14 protein-coding genes and 1 pseudogene are annotated in these 19,607 nt (G+C 69.7%); 7 read left to right on the forward strand and 8 right to left on the reverse strand.

Features of this window, described 5'->3' with window-relative positions; translation table 11 throughout:
* Positions 1 to 141 precede the first annotated feature (141 nt).
* On the reverse strand, positions 142 to 1,737 hold the full coding sequence (locus ACFVQG_RS38390; RefSeq protein ID WP_383393294.1) for an MFS transporter: 1,596 nt from the start codon (positions 1,735 to 1,737) through the stop codon (positions 142 to 144).
* 465 nt (positions 1,738 to 2,202) lie between these two features.
* On the opposite strand from ACFVQG_RS38390, the gene ACFVQG_RS38395 reads away from it, so the two are divergent.
* Positions 2,203 to 3,483, forward strand: a complete 1,281-nt coding sequence (locus ACFVQG_RS38395) for an NAD(P)/FAD-dependent oxidoreductase (RefSeq protein ID WP_383393297.1) — start codon at positions 2,203 to 2,205, stop codon at positions 3,481 to 3,483.
* A 141-nt stretch (positions 3,484 to 3,624) separates the two neighbouring features.
* Here the strand turns inward: ACFVQG_RS38395 and ACFVQG_RS38400 are convergent, their stop codons facing one another.
* Both ACFVQG_RS38400 and ACFVQG_RS38405 read right to left on the reverse strand, forming a co-directional pair.
* Positions 3,625 to 4,182, reverse strand: coding sequence for a DoxX family membrane protein (locus ACFVQG_RS38400; RefSeq protein WP_383393298.1), 558 nt, complete (start codon positions 4,180 to 4,182; stop codon positions 3,625 to 3,627).
* 131 nt (positions 4,183 to 4,313) lie between these two features.
* The gene (locus ACFVQG_RS38405; RefSeq protein WP_383393301.1) at positions 4,314 to 5,225 is read right to left on the reverse strand and encodes an aromatic prenyltransferase; all 912 of its coding nucleotides are present in this window, start codon (positions 5,223 to 5,225) and stop codon (positions 4,314 to 4,316) included.
* Positions 5,226 to 5,416: 191 nt separating this feature from the next.
* Between ACFVQG_RS38405 and ACFVQG_RS38410 the strand changes: the two genes are divergently transcribed.
* The 6 genes from ACFVQG_RS38410 to ACFVQG_RS38435 all read left to right on the forward strand — a co-directional run bounded on the left by ACFVQG_RS38410 (position 5,417) and on the right by ACFVQG_RS38435 (position 14,541).
* Entirely contained in the window at positions 5,417 to 6,379 is a 963-nt protein-coding gene (locus ACFVQG_RS38410; RefSeq protein ID WP_383393303.1) for an aromatic prenyltransferase, read from the forward strand.
* On the forward strand, positions 6,379 to 7,806 hold the full coding sequence (locus tag ACFVQG_RS38415; RefSeq protein WP_383393306.1) for a vanadium-dependent haloperoxidase: 1,428 nt from the start codon (positions 6,379 to 6,381) through the stop codon (positions 7,804 to 7,806). The genes ACFVQG_RS38410 and ACFVQG_RS38415 overlap by 1 nt, the downstream gene beginning before the upstream one ends.
* A 53-nt stretch (positions 7,807 to 7,859) precedes the next feature.
* Positions 7,860 to 9,434: a DUF6851 domain-containing protein gene (locus tag ACFVQG_RS38420; RefSeq protein ID WP_383393309.1), complete on the forward strand. Its 1,575-nt coding sequence runs from the start codon at positions 7,860 to 7,862 to the stop codon at positions 9,432 to 9,434.
* 138 nt (positions 9,435 to 9,572) lie between these two features.
* A complete protein-coding gene (locus tag ACFVQG_RS38425) occupies positions 9,573 to 11,147 on the forward strand; it encodes a DUF6851 domain-containing protein (RefSeq protein ID WP_383393311.1) in 1,575 nt (524 codons plus the stop codon).
* A gap of 128 nt (positions 11,148 to 11,275) precedes the next feature.
* Positions 11,276 to 12,850, forward strand: coding sequence for a DUF6851 domain-containing protein (locus ACFVQG_RS38430; RefSeq protein ID WP_383393314.1), 1,575 nt, complete (start codon positions 11,276 to 11,278; stop codon positions 12,848 to 12,850).
* 113 nt (positions 12,851 to 12,963) lie between these two features.
* A complete protein-coding gene (locus ACFVQG_RS38435) occupies positions 12,964 to 14,541 on the forward strand; it encodes a DUF6851 domain-containing protein (RefSeq protein WP_383393327.1) in 1,578 nt (525 codons plus the stop codon).
* 102 nt (positions 14,542 to 14,643) lie between these two features.
* Here ACFVQG_RS38435 and ACFVQG_RS38440 read toward each other — a convergent pair whose 3' ends face one another.
* The 5 genes and pseudogenes from ACFVQG_RS38440 to ACFVQG_RS38460 all read right to left on the reverse strand — a co-directional run.
* Entirely contained in the window at positions 14,644 to 15,303 is a 660-nt protein-coding gene (locus tag ACFVQG_RS38440; RefSeq protein ID WP_383393316.1) for a TetR/AcrR family transcriptional regulator, read from the reverse strand.
* 5 nt (positions 15,304 to 15,308) lie between these two features.
* On the reverse strand, positions 15,309 to 16,859 hold the full coding sequence (locus tag ACFVQG_RS38445) for a DHA2 family efflux MFS transporter permease subunit (RefSeq protein ID WP_383393318.1): 1,551 nt from the start codon (positions 16,857 to 16,859) through the stop codon (positions 15,309 to 15,311).
* Between the two features lie 118 nt (positions 16,860 to 16,977).
* Positions 16,978 to 17,886 carry a sigma factor-like helix-turn-helix DNA-binding protein gene (locus tag ACFVQG_RS38450; RefSeq protein WP_383393319.1) on the reverse strand — a complete coding sequence of 303 codons (909 nt, stop codon included), beginning with the start codon at positions 17,884 to 17,886 and terminating at the stop codon, positions 16,978 to 16,980.
* Positions 17,887 to 17,998: 112 nt separating this feature from the next.
* Positions 17,999 to 19,396, reverse strand: a complete 1,398-nt coding sequence (locus ACFVQG_RS38455; RefSeq protein ID WP_383393322.1) for an MFS transporter — start codon at positions 19,394 to 19,396, stop codon at positions 17,999 to 18,001.
* 34 nt (positions 19,397 to 19,430) lie between these two features.
* Positions 19,431 to 19,607 (reverse strand): annotated as a pseudogene (locus ACFVQG_RS38460) (2-oxoacid:ferredoxin oxidoreductase subunit beta); the annotation flags it as partial.

Consider the following 19,607-nt stretch of genomic DNA (forward strand, 5'->3'; position numbering starts at 1 on the left):
GCACTCGGTCACCGAGTGCCGCAAACCCCCCTCCCGCTGTGTGCGGTGCGGCGGGCCGGGGCCCGGCGGCAACGGTGCGGCAGCCGGTCCCCGGCTGGGCGGGGACCGGCTGCCGCGTGGTTGCAGGTGGTGGCGGTGCGGTCAGTGGGCGGCGACGGTCTCGGTGTCCTCCGTCTTGTCCTCCGTGGCCGCGGGGGTGGCCTTGTTCGGGCCGCGCAGGATGATGTAGACGAACAGCACGGCCATGACGGCGACGCCTGCCCACATGGCCTGCTGCCAGCCGTCGATGTAGGACTCGCGGGCGGCGTTGACCAGGTCCCCGGCGCTGGAGCCCGCGTTGGGCGAGGCCTCCAGGGCGGTGGCGATGCCTTCGCGGGCGGGTTCCGCGGCCTGCTCGGGGATGCCGTCCAGCTTGTCGTCGATGGCGTTGCGGTAGCCGGCCGAGAGGATCGCGCCGAGCATGGCGATGCCCAGGGCGGTGCCGAACTCGCGGGTGACGTCGTTGAGGGCGGAGGCGACGCCCTGCTTCTCACGCGGCAGGGAGAGGGTGATGGCCTCGGTGGAGGGCACCATGGCCAGGCCCATGCCGAAGCCCATGACGATGATGCCGGGCAGGATCGACAGGTAGCCGTTGTCGACGGAGACGAACAGGGCCATCAGCGCCAGGCCGACGCCGGTCAGCGCGATGCCCGCGGACATGGTCGCGCGGGGGCTGGCCTGCGTGGACATCTTGGGCGCCAGGCCGGAGGCCATCATCATCGCGACGGCCATCGGCATGAGCGCCGCCGCGGACAGCAGGGACGACCAGTCGACCACGGCCTGCAGGAACGGGAAGAGGACCACGAAGATCCCGGACTGGACACCGAAGACCACGATCAGGGTGATCGAGCCGCCGGCCAGGCCGCGCTCCTTGAACAGGCGGACGTCCAGCAGCGAGGCGTCCCGGCGGCGCAGTTCCCAGACCACGAAGACGGCCGCGGCGATGAGGCCGACGGCGAGGCTGGCCAGGGTCAGGCCCGCGGTCCAGCCGCGCTCCGGCCCCTCCTGGAGGCAGAAGATGAGGGCGGCCACGGAGACGACGGATATCAGGGCGCCGGTGGTGTCGAAGCTGTGGCCGGAGCGCTCGTGGGAGTTGGGCACCGACTTCAGGGTCAGCGCCAGGGCCACCACGACCAGGGCGATGGGCAGCGCGAACAGCCAGCGCCAGTCGGCGACGTCGACGAGGAAGGCGGACAGGAACATGCCCAGGATGCCGCCACCGCCGGCGACGCCGGTCCACACGCCGATCGCCTTGCCGCGCTGCTCCTCGGGGAAGGTCGAGGTGATCACGGCCAGGGTGATGGGCATGATCGTGGCCGCGCCGACACCGCTGGCCACTCGCGCGGCGATCATCACCTCGGCGGTCGGGGCGGCGGCGGCCACCACGTTGGACACACCGAAGACGAGCAGCGAGCCGATCAGCATGGGCTTGCGGCCCACGCGGTCACCGATCGCGCCGAGCGGCAGCAGCAGCGCGGCCAGCGCGAGGGTGTAGATGTTGATGATCCACAGGACGGTGCTCTGCGAGGTCTCGAAGTCGACCGCCATCTCCGTCTGGGCGACGTTCAGCCCGGACACGGAGGCAATGACGGCCATCAGCGCCATCGAGACGGCGATCAGGATCACGCGCAGCTGACGCGCGTCCGGCACTCCCTCGCCGCTCCCGTCAGCGGGCGCCTGTGCAGGGTTCGTACTCATGGATTCCTCTCAAAGGCCAGGGCGTGGAGTGCGACGGGGGCGCTGACCGCCGGGACGGGCAGCGCTAACCAGCGACTTTTGACAGTCATGGGTAAATGGTAGCAGCTCTCACTTGAGAGGTCATGGAGGTTGGGAGTCCCGCCCCGCACCCGGCGCCGGTGCGGCCATGACGTCCCGCGGGGGCCGCCGCGGGGGGCGGACCAGGGCCGCAGGACCATGGGCCGCCGTGCGGCCCGGGAGCGGCAAAGGCGGCTGCGGCGGAAATTCCCGTCCGGCCCTAGGGAATATCCAGTTCACATACAGCACGGCTCAAGCCGAGGGATTTTCCACTGAGCAATCTGGGCGATGACACCGCCGCACGCCTCCCGGCACTCTGGTCTTTGAAGCGTGTTCTGCAATGCCTGCGTGAAGGGGGACTTCACGCATATCACTCAATGCGGCCACACCGGAACTGGAAGGTCCTACATGTCGTCCAATGTGTTCGGGTTTACTGGCGATTTCGACGTCATCGTCATCGGCGGCGGACCCGCCGGAGCGACCACGGCCGCGCTGCTCTCCAAGCGCGGACGCCGTGTTCTCGTGCTCGACCGTGAGCGTTTTCCCCGGTATCACGTCGGGGAATCGCTCATTCCTGGCGTGATGGTTCCCATGGAGGAACTCGGCCTGAAGGAGCGCATGGAGGCCAAGGGCTTCGAGCGCAAGTACGGCGGCACGCTGGTCTGGGGCAACAACGAGGTCCCGTGGAACTTCTCGTTCGGCACGGGCGGCCGTATTCCCTACGCCTTCCACACGCGCCGCGCCGACCTGGACGCGCTGCTCCTGGACCGGGCCCGTGAGCTGGGTGCCTTCGTCGTGGAGGACGCGACGGTGAAGGACACCATCGAGGAGGACGGCCGGGTCGTCGGCGTCCGGTACGCGCTGCGCGGCCTGAGCAGCACCCACGAGGCCCGCGCCGCGCTGGTCGTCGACGCCTCCGGGCAGGCCCGGGTGATCGGCCGGAAGTACTCCGAGGTGCACTGGCACGAGCAGCTGCGCAACGTCGCGGTGTGGACGTACTTCGACAACTGCCACCGGCTGCCCGGCGACGAGTGGAGCAACATCCTCATCGAGGGGACCGCGGACGGCTGGTTCTGGGGCATCCCGATCGACAAGGGTGTCTTCAGCGTCGGCTATGTGACGCGTTCGGAGAACGCGACCGCGTCGGGGAAGTCCCTGGAGGACCTCTTCGAGTCCGAGATCGCCTCCACCACCAAGCTGAAGGGGCTCCTCAAGGACGCGACCCAGGCCGCGGGGTACCGCACCGCGCGCGACTGGTCGTACGCCAACGAGCGCTTCCACGGCAAGGGCTGGGTCCTGGTCGGCGACGCCGCCGCGTTCGTGGACCCGCTGTTCTCCACCGGTGTGGCGCTCGCGACCCTGGCGGCCAGCACGCTGTCGCAGGTCGTCGACAAGATCCTCGACCACCCGCAGATCGAGGAGAAGGCGCTGGACCGGTACTCCACCGCCTACCAGGACTTCTTCCACGACATCCGCCGGTTCGTGGAGGGCTTCTACGACCGCTCCAAGACCAAGGGCTTCTACTTCGACCTGGCGCAGAAGATGGTCGACCCGGAGAAGAAGAACGACGCCGAGGTCGACTTCGTCCAGCTGGTCTCCGGCCTGAGCGGACGCCAGGGCGGCCTGTTCGAGCTGAACGTCGACGACCTCATCGAGGACGCCACCGCCCCGGCCGCCTCCGGCAGCTAGGACCGGGCGGGCCGGGCGCAGACCGGCGCGGCACACACAGCTCCCGGTGGCGGGGTCTCGGCCGAGACCCCGCCACCGGGAGCTGCGCCGTTTACCGGCAGGCGCGGGTGGACCGGGCGAAACGCGCCGCTCCGCCGGGCCTCAGCCCGCCCGGTCGGAGGCGGACACGGAGCTGGAGGCGGCCGTGGACGGCGCCCTGGCCTCCCCCGCCCGGGCGGCGTCCGCGCGCACCCGCGGCCCGGCGGGCGAGCGCCGGCCGCGTCCCGTGGAGTGGCCGATGATCACCAGGGCGCCCGCCACGATCACCAGGTTCTTGAGGATGTACTGGCCTTCCAGGGTTCCGATGCACAGGGATTCCCAGGTTTCCTGCGGGAAGAGGAACAGCGGGGTGAACGTCCCCGCCATATGCCCGAGCAGGACCATCACCGTCAGCGCGGGCAGTTTCCCGCTGACCAGAAGCAGTCCGATCACGGTTTCCAGCGCGCCGGTCAGAACGGCGGCGGTCGTCCCCTCGATCACCCCGAACGTCAGTCTCCCCACCGTTTCCGAAGCCAGCGGTTCGGCGGGGCTCATCCCCGGAAACAACTTCGGCACCCCGAACCACAGGAAAATAATTCCTATAGCGGTCCGGAGTGCCGTGACGCCGAATTTCGCACCGAGACCCTCGAGGAAGCGAACAACCTGTCCGTAGATGCGCATGGGCCTTTACTCCCCCGCGTATGTCTCATTTCCGGATGAATCGCTTGAAGATTTCCATGTCCGGCTTAAGCCATGGTGGAGAAAGGGCAGAAGGTGCACCCCGGGCAGGAGGCCCGCCCCGGCGGGGGCCGTCAGTGGCCGGAGCCCGCGTTGCCGAGCAGGACCCTGGCCTCCAGGGAGCCTTCGGCCAGCTGGTGGTACGTCTGGAGCTTGAAGTACTCGCCGCCGGAGTAGGAGGCGACGTTGTACAGGCCCTGGACGGGGCCGGGGTAGGTGTAGGGGACGTTCTTGGCGAACTTCTCCACCGTCGGGTCGAGGTCGGCGATGCGCTCGGACAGCGCCCGCGCGTCCGGGACCATGGTGGCGAAGGTGATCCGCTGGATCTTCGGGGAGTCCCAGGTCAGGGTGGTGTAGATGCCGACCGCCTGGCGGGCGAGGGCGAGCATCCGCTCACTCGGCTCGCCAAGGCCCAGGTCGCGCAGCATCGCGCGGACGGTCTCCGGCTCACGGCAGGCGTCGGGGAACTGCAGGAAGTAGACGTTCACCGTGCGGCTCGGGTAGTCGATCCCGATCATGCTGTTCTTGTCGTCCAGGCCGTAGCGGGCGTAGAAGTCGAGGTTCTCCCCCAGGCTGGGCGCCATGGACGGCAGCGCGGCGACCTTGGACAGCTTCTGCAGGTCGTTGGCCGGCAGGAACGTCCAGGTCTTCTTGAACCCGCCGACGACGCCGAAGTCGACGCCGTGCGCGGTGACCGGGATGTTCGCCTGGACGTCGTCGAGGAGGGTGCCCACGGGGTGGTCGGTCTCCTCGGCGATGCCCTTCGAGACCGCGTAGCGGTAGGGGTTGACGTCCGCGGGAAGCGCCGTGAAACGGCAGTCGAGGTCCTCGCTGCCGCGCGTGGTCACCCGGAATGCCACGACGACCTTCTCCAAGTCGTACGCGGACAGGATCGGCCAGACCTTGTCACGGACCGGGGTTATGTTCAGCAGTCCGGACGTCTCCTCGATGGCGGTGTAAAGGCTTTCCATGCCTGCACTGGTCATTTGTCCTCCAGTTCAATTACTTTGGCTGCGACGAGCAGGGCCGACGGGCATGGCACGCCCCATTTTGGTCACCCCGTGAAGTGTCCGCGCCGGGCAGTCGGCATGTCAAGAAGATCCCTTTCCTTAGTTCATTTCGAGCGGCTCTTGAGTGGCCACTGGTAAGGTAACGCTCGCAGGATTTCATGGCATGAATGACCAGCGTCGACCGCTTGGAGTACTTGATGTCCGAAGGTATTTCCGAAGGCACGGGGGCGGAAGGGCTTTACTCGGCCATCGAGAAATCAGCCCGGCTCGTCGATGCGCCGTTATCGCGGGACAAGGTCTGGCCGATCCTGTCCGCGTATGCGGATGGATTATCGGCGGACGGCGGCGTCATCTTCAGTCTCCAGGCCGGTTCGCGGGTCACGGAGATGGAATATTCCGTTCAGGTTTCCCCGGGAATCGGTGACGCCTATGCGCACGCCCTGGCGAATGGAATTCTGACCGAGACGGACCATCCGGTCAGCACCCTGCTCACGGAGACCGTGGGCCTGGCTCCCACCAGTGAGCACTACATCGACTGCGGCATCGTCGGCGGTTTCAAGAAGATCTACGCGAACTTCCCGCACGACCAGCAGAAGGTGTCGAAGCTGGCCGACCTGCCGTCCATGCCGCCTTCGGTGGGCGAGAACGCCGAATTCTTCGCCCGCTACGGCCTGGACGATGTGGCACTGATCGGCGTCGACTACAAGAACAAGACCATGAACCTGTACTTCCAGGTCCCCGCCGCCACCGCCGGGAACCTCGGCGCGCAGACCGTGAAGGCCATGCTCCGCGAGACCGGGATGAGCGAGCCGAGCGAGAAGATGCTGGCGTACGCGAGCGGGGCGTACCGGGTCTACGCCACGCTCAGCTGGGAGGCGAAGGGCATCCACCGGATCTCCTTCGCGCCGAAGCCGCGTCGCGGGCTGGACCTGGCGGAGCTTCCCGTCCGGCTGGAGCCGAGGATCGAGGAGTTCCTGCGGGCGACGCCGCACACCTACCCCGGTGCGCTCATCAACGCCTCGGCCGCCAAGTGGTCGCCCGAGCGTGAAGTGCTGGACCTCGCGGCCCACCACCAGGTCTCCGCTGTGCAGATGAAGGCGTTCCCAGCGCAGGAAGGTTCCAGCTCGTGATGATATCCGGTAGCGCCCAGGCGATACCTTTCGACTTCGACAACGGCAACTTCATCCGGGACCTGATCACCACGCACGGCGGCGGGGGCTATCCCCCGGCGGACGCCATGGCGCCGGGGGACGTGGGGACGTACACCTGGCTGACCCATCTGCTGCAGACGTCCTGGTTCGACGCGCTGGCCCCCTACCACCCGACCGCGGTGGGCGTGTACTCGCGGATCCCGCGCCGCCCGGCCAGTGAGTCGGCCACCAACCGCAACAAGAACATCGCCGGGCTGCACGCCATGTACCAGGTGTCCAAGGTGGTGTTCACGGCGCGCGAGCCGGTGCTGCGGCACGCGATGAGCGCGCTGGGCCTGGACCCTGACGACGAGTCACAGGATCCGGCGACGGCGGTCGGCATCGGCAACCGGGCGGGCAAGGCGGTCGTGGCGGCCCGGCTGCACGACGGTATGAACGTCCTGGGCGACAAGGGCCGCAGATACAACGGCCGCCCCTTCGAGGACTACACCGGCTACCGGCCGGTGAACACCCCGTACAAGCTGGTCAACCCCTCGCGCTGGCAGCCGGTGCCCGAGCCGCACCAGCGCCGTATCGACGGCGGCCCGGGTGACCTGGGCATCATCACCGACCAGCAGTTCGCCACCCCGCAGCTCGCCCTGGTCACCCCGCAGACCTACAAGGACCCCCGCCGGTTCGAGCTGCCCGCGCCGGGCCATCTGAACAGCTCCCGGGCCTACCGGCAGGCGGTGGACGAGGTGTTGCGGGCGTCCGCGCGGCTGACCGACGAGCAGAAGGTCAAGGCGGAGTTCTTCGAGCACACGCCGCTGTCGCTCACCCTGTCGCCGCGGGCCGCGGCCATCGCCCACGATCTGGACCTGGACGGCTGGGCGCATCTGTTCCTGGTGACGTCGGTGGCCCGGTTCGACAGCCTGATCGCCGCCTGGCACCACAAGCGCACCTACGACTCGGCGCGGCCCCTCAGCGCGGTGCGGCACGTCTACGGCCGCAAGCCGGTCACCGCGTGGGGCGGCGTCGGCCAGGGCACCGTCCACGACATCCCCGCCGACCAGTGGACCGGCTACCTGCCCGTGAGCAACCACCCCGAGTACCCTTCCGCGTTCACCACCCTGTGCGCCGCGCAGGCGCAGGCGGCCCGCACCTTCCTCGGTGACGACGTCCTGGACTGGACGCACTCCTTCGCGGCGGGCTCCACGCAGAAGGAGCCGGGGATCGTCCCGGCCGCCGACCTCAAGCTCACCTGGGCCACCTGGAGCGACTTCGAGAAGGACTGCGCCAAGAGCCGGGTGTGGGCGGGCGCGCACTTCACCAAGACGGTGGAGAACTCCCTCGCCTTCGGTACCCAGTTCGGCGACCTGGCGCACGAGTTCGTCCAGCGGCACATCAGCGGCGACGTCGAGGACTGACCGGCCACCGCACTCCCGTCCATCCCCTTGAACACGGAACCAGGTACATCACTATGACGACTTCCGGACGTTTCGCCGCCTCCGGCTTCGCCCCGCGCCGCAGGTCCCTGCTGCTCGGCGGTGCCTCGGCCACCCTGCTGTCCACGCTGGCCTTCTCCCGCACGGCCGGTGCCGTCACCAGCGAGGAACCCCTCCAGATCGACTTCGACCTCGACCGGGACAACTACGTCAAGTGGGCGCAGCCCACCGACGCGCAGGCCGGTCAGTCGCCCACCTTGCAGTTCGTCGGGCCGATGGACGCGACCGTCTTCCTGTGGACCAACCGCGTCACGATGCTGGCGGCGTTCGACGCGCTGGCGCCGTACCACGAGAGCGCGGTCGGCGTGTACTCGCGCATCCCGCGCCGCCCGTCGAGTGAGTCGGCCACCAACCGGAACCTGAACACCGCCGCCATCCACGCGCAGCTGGGCATCTGGAAGCGGCTGCTGCCGCGCAACGTGGGCGGGCTGCGGCAGCTGATGACCGCGATCGGTCTGAACCCCGATGACACCTCGGAGGACCTGACCAGCCCGGTCGGCATCGGCAACGTGGCCGCCAGCCGCGTGTGGGAGGCCCTGAAGAACGACGGCATGAACGTCCTGGGCAACGAGGGCGGCCGCAAGTACCACCGGGTGCCGTGGGCGGACTACACCGGCTACACGCCCGTCAACACGCCCTACAAGCTGGTCAACCCCTCGCGCTGGCAGCCGCAGCTCGGCCCGCACAACGGGCGCCGCGCCGGCGGCGGCCCGGGCGACATGGGCATCTTCGTCTCCCAGCACTTCGTCACCCCGCAGATCCGGCTGACCAAGCCGCACATCTTCGCCGACCCCGCCCAGTTCCGGCTGGCCGCGCCCACGTTCAGCGACCACACCAACGTCCGCGCCTACCGGCGGTCGGTGGACGAGGTCATCGAGGCGTCAGCGCATCTCAACGACGAGCGCAAGGCGCTCGCGGAGATCATGGAGAACAAGCTCTGGGGCATCGGCCACTCCTCCATCGTCATCGCCCGCAAGCACGACCCGGACGACGAGATGGGCGTGCACCGGTGGGCGCACTGGATGCTCCAGCACATCCTGGCCACCTTCGACACGCTGATCGCCGCCTGGCACCAGAAGGCCCGCTACGACGCGGCGCGGCCGATCAGCGCGGTGCGCTACCTGTACGGGCGCAGCAAGCTGACCGCGTGGGGCGGTCCGGGCATGGGCACCGTCAACGACATGCCGGGTCACGAGTGGAAGGGCTACCTGCCCACCGGTGACCACCCGGAGTACCCCTCGGGCTCGACGACGCTGTGTGCCGCCGCCTCGCAGACGGCCAAGCGGTTCTTCGGCTCCGACGAGCTGGACTGGACGATCGACTTCCCGGCCGGCAAGTCGCTGGTGGAGCCGGGGATCGCGCCCGCGAAGGACGTGCGGGTGCACTTCTCCACCTGGGCCGAGTTCGACCTGGCGTGTGCCCGGAGCCGGGTGGACGGCGGCGTCCACTTCGCCAAGACGGTCGAGCGGTCCCTGGTCTTCGGTGAGCAGTTCGGCGACCTGGCCCACGAGTTCATCGCGCGTCAGGTCAAGGGCGACGTCAAGAGCTGACTCCTTGGTTCCTGCGCGGCGGCGGGCCCACCCGGCCGCGGCCGTGTCCAGCGCCGCCCCTTCGGGCGCGGCGCCCCACGGCACCACCAGCACGCCCCGTTCCCACCCACCCCCCTCGCATAGGACAGGAATTCACTCATGACGACGTCCGGACATTCTGCTGTTTCCGGCTTCGGTCTGGGCCGCAGGTCGCTGTTGTTCGGTGGGCTCGGCGGCGCCGCGACCCTGGCGGTGGGCTCGCTGGGCTCCGGCTCGGCCGCCGCGGCCGAGGGCGCCGAGCCGGCGGCGATCGACTTCGACCTCGACACCGACAACTTCCTGGAGTGGGCACAGCCCAGCGACGACATGGCCGGGCAGTCGCCCAACGCCGACCTGTTCGGCCCGATGGACGTGACGGTCTTCCTGTGGATCAACCGGCTCACGGCGCTCGCGGTGTTCGACGCGCTGGCGCCGTACCACGAGAGCGCGGTCGGCATCTACTCGCGGATCGCGCGGCGCCCCTCCGGTGAGACCACCACCAACCGGAACATGAACACCGCCGCCATCCACGCCACGTACCAGATCTGGAAGCGTGTGCTGCCCTCGAAGATGGCGAACACGCGGGCCATGATGACGGCGATGGGTCTGGACCCCGACGACACCTCGGAGAACCTGTCCAGCCCGGTCGGCATCGCCAACGTGGCCGCCAAGGCCGTGTGGGAGGGCCTGAAGAACGACGGCATGAACTTCCTGGGCTACGAGGGCGGCCGCAAGTACAACCCGCGCCCCTGGTCGGACTACACCGGCTACCGGCCGGTGAACAGCGCCTTCGAGCTGCGCAACCCCTCGCGCTGGCAGCCGCAGCTGGGCCCGCACAACGGGCGCCGGCTCGGCGGCGGCAACGGTGACGTGGGCATCTACGTGGCCCAGCACATGGTCACCCCGCACCTGCGCAAGGTGAAGGCGCACATCTTCAAGGACCCGTCCCGGTTCCGGCTGGCGCCGCCCGTGCACGTCGACCACACCCGGCCGCGGGAGTACAAGCGCTCGGTGGACGAGATCCTTCAGGCGTCGGCGAGCCTGACCGACCGGCAGAAGCTGCTCGCCGAGGTCATGGACAACAAGGTGTGGGGCATCGGCCACTCCTCCATCGTCATGGCCCGCAGCCACACCGACGAGCTGGGCATGCACGGCTGGATCCACTACATGCTCGAGCACATCCTGGCGACGTTCGAGCCGACGATCGTCGCCTGGCACCACAAGGTCGTCTACGATGCCGCGCGGCCGTTCACCGCCCTGGCGCACGTGTACGGCAACAGCAAGGTGACCGCCTGGGGCGGTCCCGGCAAGGGCACGGTCAACGACATCCGCGCCTCGGAGTGGGCGAGCTACCTGGGCGTCAGCGACCACCCCGAGTACCCGTCGGGCTCCACGACGATCGCCGCGGCGTCGGCGCAGTCCGCGCGCCGCACCTTCGGCACCGACACGCTGGACTGGAAGTTCACGATCGCCGCCGGCAAGTCGCTGGTGGAGCCGGGCATCACCCCGCACGGCGACCTGCCGATCCACATCCGCACCTGGAGCGAGTTCGCGCGGATCTGCGCGGACAGCCGGGTGTGGGGCGGTGTCCACTTCCAGAAGACCGTCGAGCGGTCCCTGGAACTCGGTGAGCAGTTCGGCGACCTGGCTCACGAGTTCGTCCAGCGGCACGTCAAGGGCAACGTCAAGGACTGATCTCCCCACCGAGGCGGCGGGCATCCCCCTTTTTTTCTTCTTGCCCGCCGCCACGCTCGCGTCGGTCGGCGGCACATTCCTCCCCCCACATCCGCGCGGCATCCTCTTCCACACCACAAGGAACAGTCATGACGACGTCCGCATACTCCTCCCTCTCACGCTCCCCGTTAGGCCGCAGGTCACTGCTGATCGGCGGTGCCTCGGCCTTCGCGCTGTCCACGCTGGCCTTCTCCCGCCCGGCGATGGCCGCCGCCGGTGAGGAGCCCCTCCAGATCGACTTCGACCTGGACAAGGACAACTACGTCAAGTGGGCGCAGCCCAGCGACGCGCAGGCCGGTCACGCGGCCAGCCTGACGTTCATCGGGCCGATGGACGCGACCGTCTTCCTGTGGACCAACCGGGCGGCGATCCTCGCGGTGTTCGACGCGCTGGCGCCGTACCACGAGAGCGCGGTCGGCATCCACAGCCGCATTCCGCGCCGCCCGTCCAGCGAGTCGGCCACCAACCGGAACATGAACACCGCCGTCATCCACGCCCAGCTGGGCATCTGGAAGCGGCTGATGCCGGAGATCGTGGGCCCGCTGCGGGACGTGATGACCTCGCTGGGCCTGGACCCCGACGACACCTCGGAGAACCTGTCCAGCCCGGTCGGCATCGGCAACGTGGCCGCCAAGCACGTGTGGGAGTTCCTCAAGAGCGACGGCATGAACGTCCTCGGGGACGAGGGCGGCCGCAAGTACAACCGGGTGCCGTGGTCGGACTACACCGGCTACACGCCCGTCAACACGCCCTACAAGCTGTCCCACCCCTCGCGCTGGCAGCCGCAGCTCGGCCCGCACAACGGCCGCCGGGTCGGCGGCGGCCCGGGCGACATGGGCATCTTCGTCTCCCAGCACTTCGTCACCCCGCAGGCCGCGCGGACCACGCCGCACATCTTCACCGACCCCTCCCGCCACCGCCTGGCCCCGCCCAACCACACCGACCACACCAACATGCGCGCCTACAAGCGGTCGGTGGACGAGATCATCGAGGCGTCGGCCAACCTCAACGACGAGCGCAAGGTGCTCGCCGAGGTCATGGACAACAAGCTGTGGGGCATCGGCCACTCCGGCATCTACATCGCCCGCCAGCACGACAAGAACAACGAGCTGGGCGTGCACGGCTGGGCGCACTGGATGTGCGAGAGCATCCTGGCGACGTTCGACACGCTGATCGCCGCCTGGTACCAGAAGGCCAAGTACGACGCGGTGCGGCCGATCAGCGCGGTGCGGCACGTGTACGGGCGCGGCAAGCTGACCGCCTGGGGCGGCCCCGGCAAGGGCACGGTCAACGACATCCGCGCCAACGAGTGGACCAGCTACCTGCCGGTGAGCGACCACCCGGAGTACCCCTCGGGCTCCACGTCGATCTGTTCCGCCGGGTCGCAGGCGGCGCGCCGCTTCTTCGGCACCGACGTCCTGGACTGGAAGTTCACCGTTCCGGCCGGTGCGCTGGGGGTGGAGCCGGGGCTCTCCCCCGGCAAGGACGTGCAGGTGCACTTCCCCACCCTCACCTCCCTCGACCAGGCGTGTGCCAAGAGCCGGGTGGACGGCGGTGTCCACTTCAAGACGACCGTCGAGCGGTCCCTGGAGTTCGGCCGCCCGTTCGGTGACATGGCCCACGAGTTCATCGCGCGGCAGGTCAAGGGCGACGTCAAGGGCTGACGTTCGCTCCTGCGGCGGCGGGCGGCACGCGCCCGCCGCCGCGTTCGGCGCGCCGGCACGGCCGACAGGCCCCGGCGCGGCATCACTTGTCCGATCAGGAAAGGAAGAGAACCATTTCGGCGTCCGGAGACACTTCCATCACCCATTCCTCGCTGGGCCGCAGATCGCTGTTGCTCGGCGGTACCTCGGCCGTGGCGCTGTCCACGCTGGCCTTCTCACGCTCGGCCAGCGCGGCAACCAGTGAGGACGAGCTTCCCCAGATCGACCTGGATCTCGACAGGGACAACTACATCAAGTGGGCGCAGCCCACCGGCGAGCGGGAAGGCCAGTCGGCCAGCGACGGGTTCATCGGCACGATGGACGCGACGCTCATCCTGTACATGAACCGGGCGGCGATGCTGGCCGTGTTCGACGCGCTGGCGCCGTATCACGAGAGCGCGGTGGGCATCTATTCGCGCATTCCGCGCCGCCCGTCCAGTGAGTCGGCCACCAACCGGAACATGAACATCGCCACGATCCACGCGCAGCTGGGCATCTGGAGCCGACTGCTGCCGCGCAACGTGGGCGCGCTGCGGCAGTTCATGCTCGCGCTCGGCCTGGACCCCGATGACACCTCGGAGGACCTGTCCAGCCCGGTGGGCATCGGCAACGTGGCCGCCAAGAACGTGTGGAACTTCATCAAGAGCGACGGCATGAACGTCCTCGGTGACGGCGGCGGCCGTAAGTACCACCGGGTGCCGTGGGCGGACTACACCGGCTACCAGCCGGTGAACACGCCCTACAAGCTGGTCAACCCCTCGCGCTGGCAGCCGCAGCTCGGCCCGCACAACGGGCGCCGCGCCGGCGGCGGCCCGGGCGACATGGGCATCTTCGTCTCCCAGCACTTCGTCACCCCGCAGGCGGGACTGACCAAGCCGCACATCTTCAGCGATGTCCGCCAGTTCCCGCTGGCCCCGCCCACGCACAGCGACCACACCAACACCCGCGCCTACAAGCGGTCGGTGGACGAGATCATCGAGGCGTCGGCCAGCCTCAACGACGAGCGCAAGGCGCTCGCGGAGATCATGGAGAACAAGCTCTGGGGCATCGGCCACTCCTCCATCGTCATCGCCCTGCAGCACGACCAGAACAACGAGATGGGCGTGCACGGCTGGTGCCAGTGGCTGCTCCAGCACATCCTGGCCACCTTCGACACGCTGATCGCGGGCTGGCACTACAAGCGCCACTACGACGCGGTGCGGCCGATCAGCGCGGTGCGCTACCTGTACGGGCGCAGCAAGCTGACCGCGTGGGGCGGTCCGGGCATGGGCACCGTCGACGACATGCCGGCCAGCGAGTGGAAGGGCTACCTGCCCACCGGTGACCACCCGGAGTACCCGTCGGGTTCCACGACGCTGTGCTCGGCGGCGTCGCAGGCGGCGCGGCGGTTCTTCGGCACCGAGAACCTGAACTGGACGGCTGAGTTCCGGGCGGGCAAGTCGCTGGTGGAACCGGGCATCGCCCCGGCCACCGACGTCAAGGTGCACTTCCCCACCTGGGCCGACTTCACCGACAAGTGCGGCTACAGCCGGGTGTGGGGCGGGGTGCACTTCCGTAAGACGGTCGAGCGGTCGATCGTGTTCGGTGAGCAGTTCGGTGACCTGAGCCACGCGTTCATCCAGCGGCAGGTCAAGGGCGACGTCAAGGACTGACGGCCCGCCGCGGCAGTGAGAGCCGCGGCAGCAGCACAAGAACGGGGAGGGCCTCCCGGCAGTGGTGCCGGGAGGCCCTGTCGCGTGTCGCCGGGGGAAACGTCACGCGACGTCTGGGCTGGTGCCGGAGCGTCCGACGATGCCGGGGCGCTCCATCACCGTCAGGGCCCGTTCAATCATCTCCACCAGGTCGGTGTCCTCGCTGTGGTCTCCCCACAGCACCTGGTGCAGGGCGCCGGTCACGGCGCCGACCAGGACGCGGATCTCCAGGTTGTCCGCGGGCAGACCGGCCCGTTCGGAGAGCATCTCGCTGACGGATCTGACCCAGCCGTCCTGGGCCTCGCCCACCAGGGCCCGCATCGCGGGCACCTGGCGCACGAGGTGCCGCCGCCACCGGTACTCCTCGCTGAAGTCCTCCGCCAGGCGGCGCACCATCTCGGTCAGCACCGCCCGCAGGGCGGCCAGCGGGGGCTCGTCCGCGGGGCGCTCGCTCAGGATGGTCATCATGAACTTGGCGTAGTCGTCCGTGAGGACGATGTGTTCTTTGCTGGGGAAGTAGCGGAAGACGGTACTGGGCGACACCTCGGCCGCCGCGGCGATCTGCTCGATGGTGGTGCTGTCGTACCCACGCTCGTCGATCAGCCGGCGGGCCGCCTCACGGATCGTCTGGCGGGTGCGCAGTTTCTTGCGTTCGCGCAGGCCGAGGCCGGCTTCGGGGACGGCGAGCGCCGGCTGCGGTGCGCTGGTCGTGGTGGCGGGCATACGGCTCATTGTCGCGCACCGTCCACGATCTCGGACAGCGCCTCGGGCAGCGGCTGCTCGGCTGTCTGGCGGGTCTTGTGGGCCGTCCGGCCGCCCGGGAGCTTGACGGCGGCCAGAGCGGCGGCGAGGACTCCGGCGATGCCGCAGACCATCAGCACGGTGCTCATGCCGTCGACGAACGCGGCCTGGGCGGAGACGGCCAGCTCGGGCAGGTCGAGCCGGGCGGCGACGGTCTGGGCGGCCACCACGGACTCCTCGGCGGCCTCGGCCGCCTCGGGCGGTACGCCGCTGGTGTCGAGCCGGTCGGCGAACACGCCGCTGAGGACACTGCCCAGCAGGGCGATGCCGATGGCGCCGCCGACCTGGCGCAAGGTGGTGTTCAGGCCGCTGCCGGTGCCCTCCTTGCCCTGGGGCAGCTCCGCGAGGGCGGTGTCCAGGGCCGGGACCATCACCAGGCTCACGCCCAGGCCGGTCAGGCTCATCCACACCACGGTGTAGCCGTAGCCGGAGCCGGTGTCGGTGTTGCTGCCCAGGAACATCGCCGCGGACATGATGAGCAGGCCGGTGATGACCAGCGGGCGGGTGCCGAACCTGACGGTCAGCGGCGGCACGATCTTGGCGACGACGATCATTCCGGCCATCAGCGGCATCAGGCGCACGCCGGTGCCGAAGGCGTCGTTGCCCTGGATGACCTGCAGGTACTGCGGCAGGACGAACATCAGGCCCATGAACACGAACATGCCCAGGGTCAGGAAGACCGTGTTCCAGCGGAAGACCGGGTTGCCCAGCAGTTCCAGGTCCACCATCGGGCGGGGCCGGCGCCGCTCGCGCGCCACGAGGCCGACGATCATCAGCACCCCGCCGGTCAGCGCGCCGAGGATGACCGGGTCGCCCCAGCCCTTGCCGGGCCCTTCGATGATGCCGTAGACGAACGCGCCGAGACCGGCGATGCCCATCGCCGCGCTGAGCACGTCGACCCGGGGGGCCGAGGGGTCGCGGGTCTCGGGGATCAGCAGGAGGCAGGCGATGATGCCGATGGCGACCAGCGGGACGTTGATCACGAAGATTGACCCCCACCAGAAGTGATCGAGCAGCCAGCCGCCGATCAGGGGGCCGAGCGGCAGGCCGACCGACACGCCCACGGTGATGATCGCGATCGCCTTGGTCTGCTCCTCGCCCTTGAACAGGGTCGGGATGATGGACAGCGTGAGCGGCATGATCAGGGCGGCGCCCAGGCCCATGACCGTACGGGCCGCGATGAGCGCGCCCGGGGTGTCCACGAGCGTGCCCATGACCGAGCCGCCGAGGAAGACCAGCAGTCCGCCGATCAGCAGCTTGCGCCGGCCGAAGCGGTCACCGAGGAAACCCGCGGGGAGCATGGCGGCGGCGAAGACCACGGCGTAGGAGTCGATGATCCACTGCAGCTCGCCCGTGGAGGCGCCGGTATCGGTGGCCAGCGTGGGCAGGGCGACGTTCAGGATCGTCGTGTCGAACCCGACGACGAGGACGCTGATCGTTAATCCGATCAGCGCTAACCAGCGGTTTTTGACAGCCATAGGGAAATGGTAGCAACTCTCACTTGAGAGGGGATAGAGATTGGACGACTCCCCCATTCTCGTCCTGTCGTGTTCATGACAATAATGGGGCGGGGGGGCGCGCACGCCGGGCCCGTGCTCACCGGGCCCGGTTCGCCTCGCGCAGGATCGCCAGTGCCTCGGCCACCGGGTCCGCGCCGGTGGGCTCCGCGCAGGTGACGACCAGGTGGACCGCCTCGATCCGCCCCGCGCGCACCTCGAGCGCCGTGCCGCCCAGGACCCGGCCGTCGCGGGCCCGCAGGAGCGCGCCGGGACGGCCGCTGACCCGGCGCTCCTCCAGCCGCACGCCGATGCGCACCAGCGGTGGGACGATCGCCGTCAGCAGCCGGGCCACGTTCTGGGCGCCGGTGACGTGGGTGGGCCAGGGCAGCGGTTCCCGGTCGCCGTCGCTGGCCGTGGCGACGGAGGCGACGAGTTGCCCCGACGCCTGCCGCGAGCATCCCAGGGCGGCGGCGATCGCGTCGGTGGGGCACCCGAACGCTTCCCGCAGCACGAACACCGCCCGCTCCAGCGGGGAGAGCCGCTCGAGCACCAGCAGGGCGGCGGTCAGCAACGACTGCGCGAGCTCCACCGGCCGCTCCACCGGCCGCTCCACCGGGCCGTCCGGGCCATCCGGGCCGTCCAGACCGTCCAGACCGTCCAGACCGTCCAGGCCATCCGGGCCGTCCAGTGCGCTCGGCCCGCCGAGGCCGTCAAAACCTCCTGGTCCGTCAAAGCCGTCAAGCCCGTCAAAGCCGCCCAGCGGCTCCGCGGGCCACGGCTCCCCGGGAGCCTGCCGACGCCTCGCCGCGCGCAGCATCCCGGTGCAGATCCGGGTGACCTCGGCCGCGAGGTGCCCCGGGACCGACGCGGGCCGCGCCGGGGTGTCCGCCCAGCGCAGCCGGGCCGCCTCGACCGCGTCGTGCGCCTCGCGCGCACCGCCCAGCATCCGCCGGGCGATCGCGAACAGCAGCGGCCGTACTCCCTCGAACTCCTCGGCCCTGGTCACAGGTGCCTCCCTGGGTGCGATCCCCTGCCGCGCCGGGCGCACGGCACGCCCGCCGACGGGGGGAAGTGACCGGCGGGCGCACCGCGCCAGGGGGGTGTGCGGTTCAGGCCGGTCACGACTGTCCGGAGACCAGCCCGGGAACCGGCCGGGGCGCGGGGGCGTAGGGCTCGTCCTCGTCCTGCTGCTGCCGTCGGCTGCGGGCGTGCAGCGCCAGCGTGGCCAGCAGGGCGATCGCGACCGGCGCGGTGAGCACGAGCAGCACCCTGGCCAGCGACCAGTCGGCGTCGACCATGATGCCGCCGAGCAGGCCGCCGAACAGCGGGCCCGCCTTGCCCACGCTGTTCGCCCAGCTCACGCCGGTGGCGCGGGCGGACGGCGGGTAGGTGACCGCGGCCGTCGCCTGGAGCACCGAGGTCGCCGCTGGCAGACACAGCCCCAGCAGGAACGCCGTGACCAGCAGCGCCACGAACTGACCGGCCGTCAGGGCGGCCAGGCCCAGACCGGCCGCGGTCAGCGCCCACAGGGCCGCCAGCACCCGGAACCGGTCGAACCGCTTCAGGACGAAGGACACCGAGAGCTGTCCGATCAGACCGCCCCACCCGAACGCCGCCACCGACACCGCGGCCTTGGACTCCGACAGGCCGCCGTTCTCGGCCAGTTCGGGCAGATAGGTGATGATCACGAAGGCGACGCCCTGCCCGAGGAAGAAGCACGCCCACAGCAGCAGGGTCATCAGGACGAAGCGCCGCGACAGTACGGCCTTGGGGCCGGGCCGCGGGCGCTTGCGCTCGGCGCTGGACTCCCAGTCCACGCGGGAGAGGTCCTCCCCCGGCAGGACGGCCTCGACGGCGCCGCGCAGTTCCTCGCGCGGGCGCTTGCGGGCGGCCAGCACCCCGACCGACTCCGGGATGACCTTGACGATCGACGGGATCAGCAGCAGCGGGACGATCCCGCAGATCACCAGCAGCGTGGGCCAGCCCGCCGAGGGGATGAGGACCGAGGCGAGCAGGCCGCCGACCGTGGTCCCGGCCGTCACCCCGGCGAAGGCCAGCGCGACCATCTGCACCCGGCGCGCCGCGGGCATCCAGTCCGCGACCAGTGCCATCACCGTCGGCAGCACCGCCCCGAGCCCCAGGCAGGCCACGGTCCGCAGCGCGGCGAACGGGCCGATGCTGTCCGTGAAGCCCATCGCCGCCGTGCCCAGGCCGAAGGTGACGGTGCCCGCGAGGGTGACGACCTTGCGCCCGTAGCGGTCGGCGAGCGGACCGGCGGCCACACCGCCGACGATCATCGCCAGGACGCTGAGCGTCACGGTCACCGTCACGGCGCTGCCGTCGACTCCCCAGTCGTCCTTGATCCTGGGGTAGACGAAAGCGGCGATGGAGGTGTCCAGCCCCTCGGCCACCATCGTCAGCAGGCCCACCCTCACGATGAGCCGCTGACGGCGGCCCATCGGCCGCTGGTCGATGAACTCCTGCGGACTCGGTCTTGCCGAGGCATCCGTACTCATGGGCGGCGCCCCTTTCCTTCCGAAGATGCGCGGTTCATACGACGGTCCAGGTGTCCCCACCGGCCAGCAGCGCGGCGAGGTCGCCCTTGCCGTTCTGCTCGATCGCGGCGTCCAGTTGGTTGGCCATCTGCTGCTCGTAGACCGGCCGCTCCACGGAGCGCAGGACGCCGATGGGTGTGTGGTGCAGGGTGTCGGGGTCGGCGAGGCGGGA

It is taken from the genome of Streptomyces sp. NPDC057877, assembly GCF_042796855.1.
Lineage (GTDB): Bacteria > Actinomycetota > Actinomycetes > Streptomycetales > Streptomycetaceae > Streptomyces.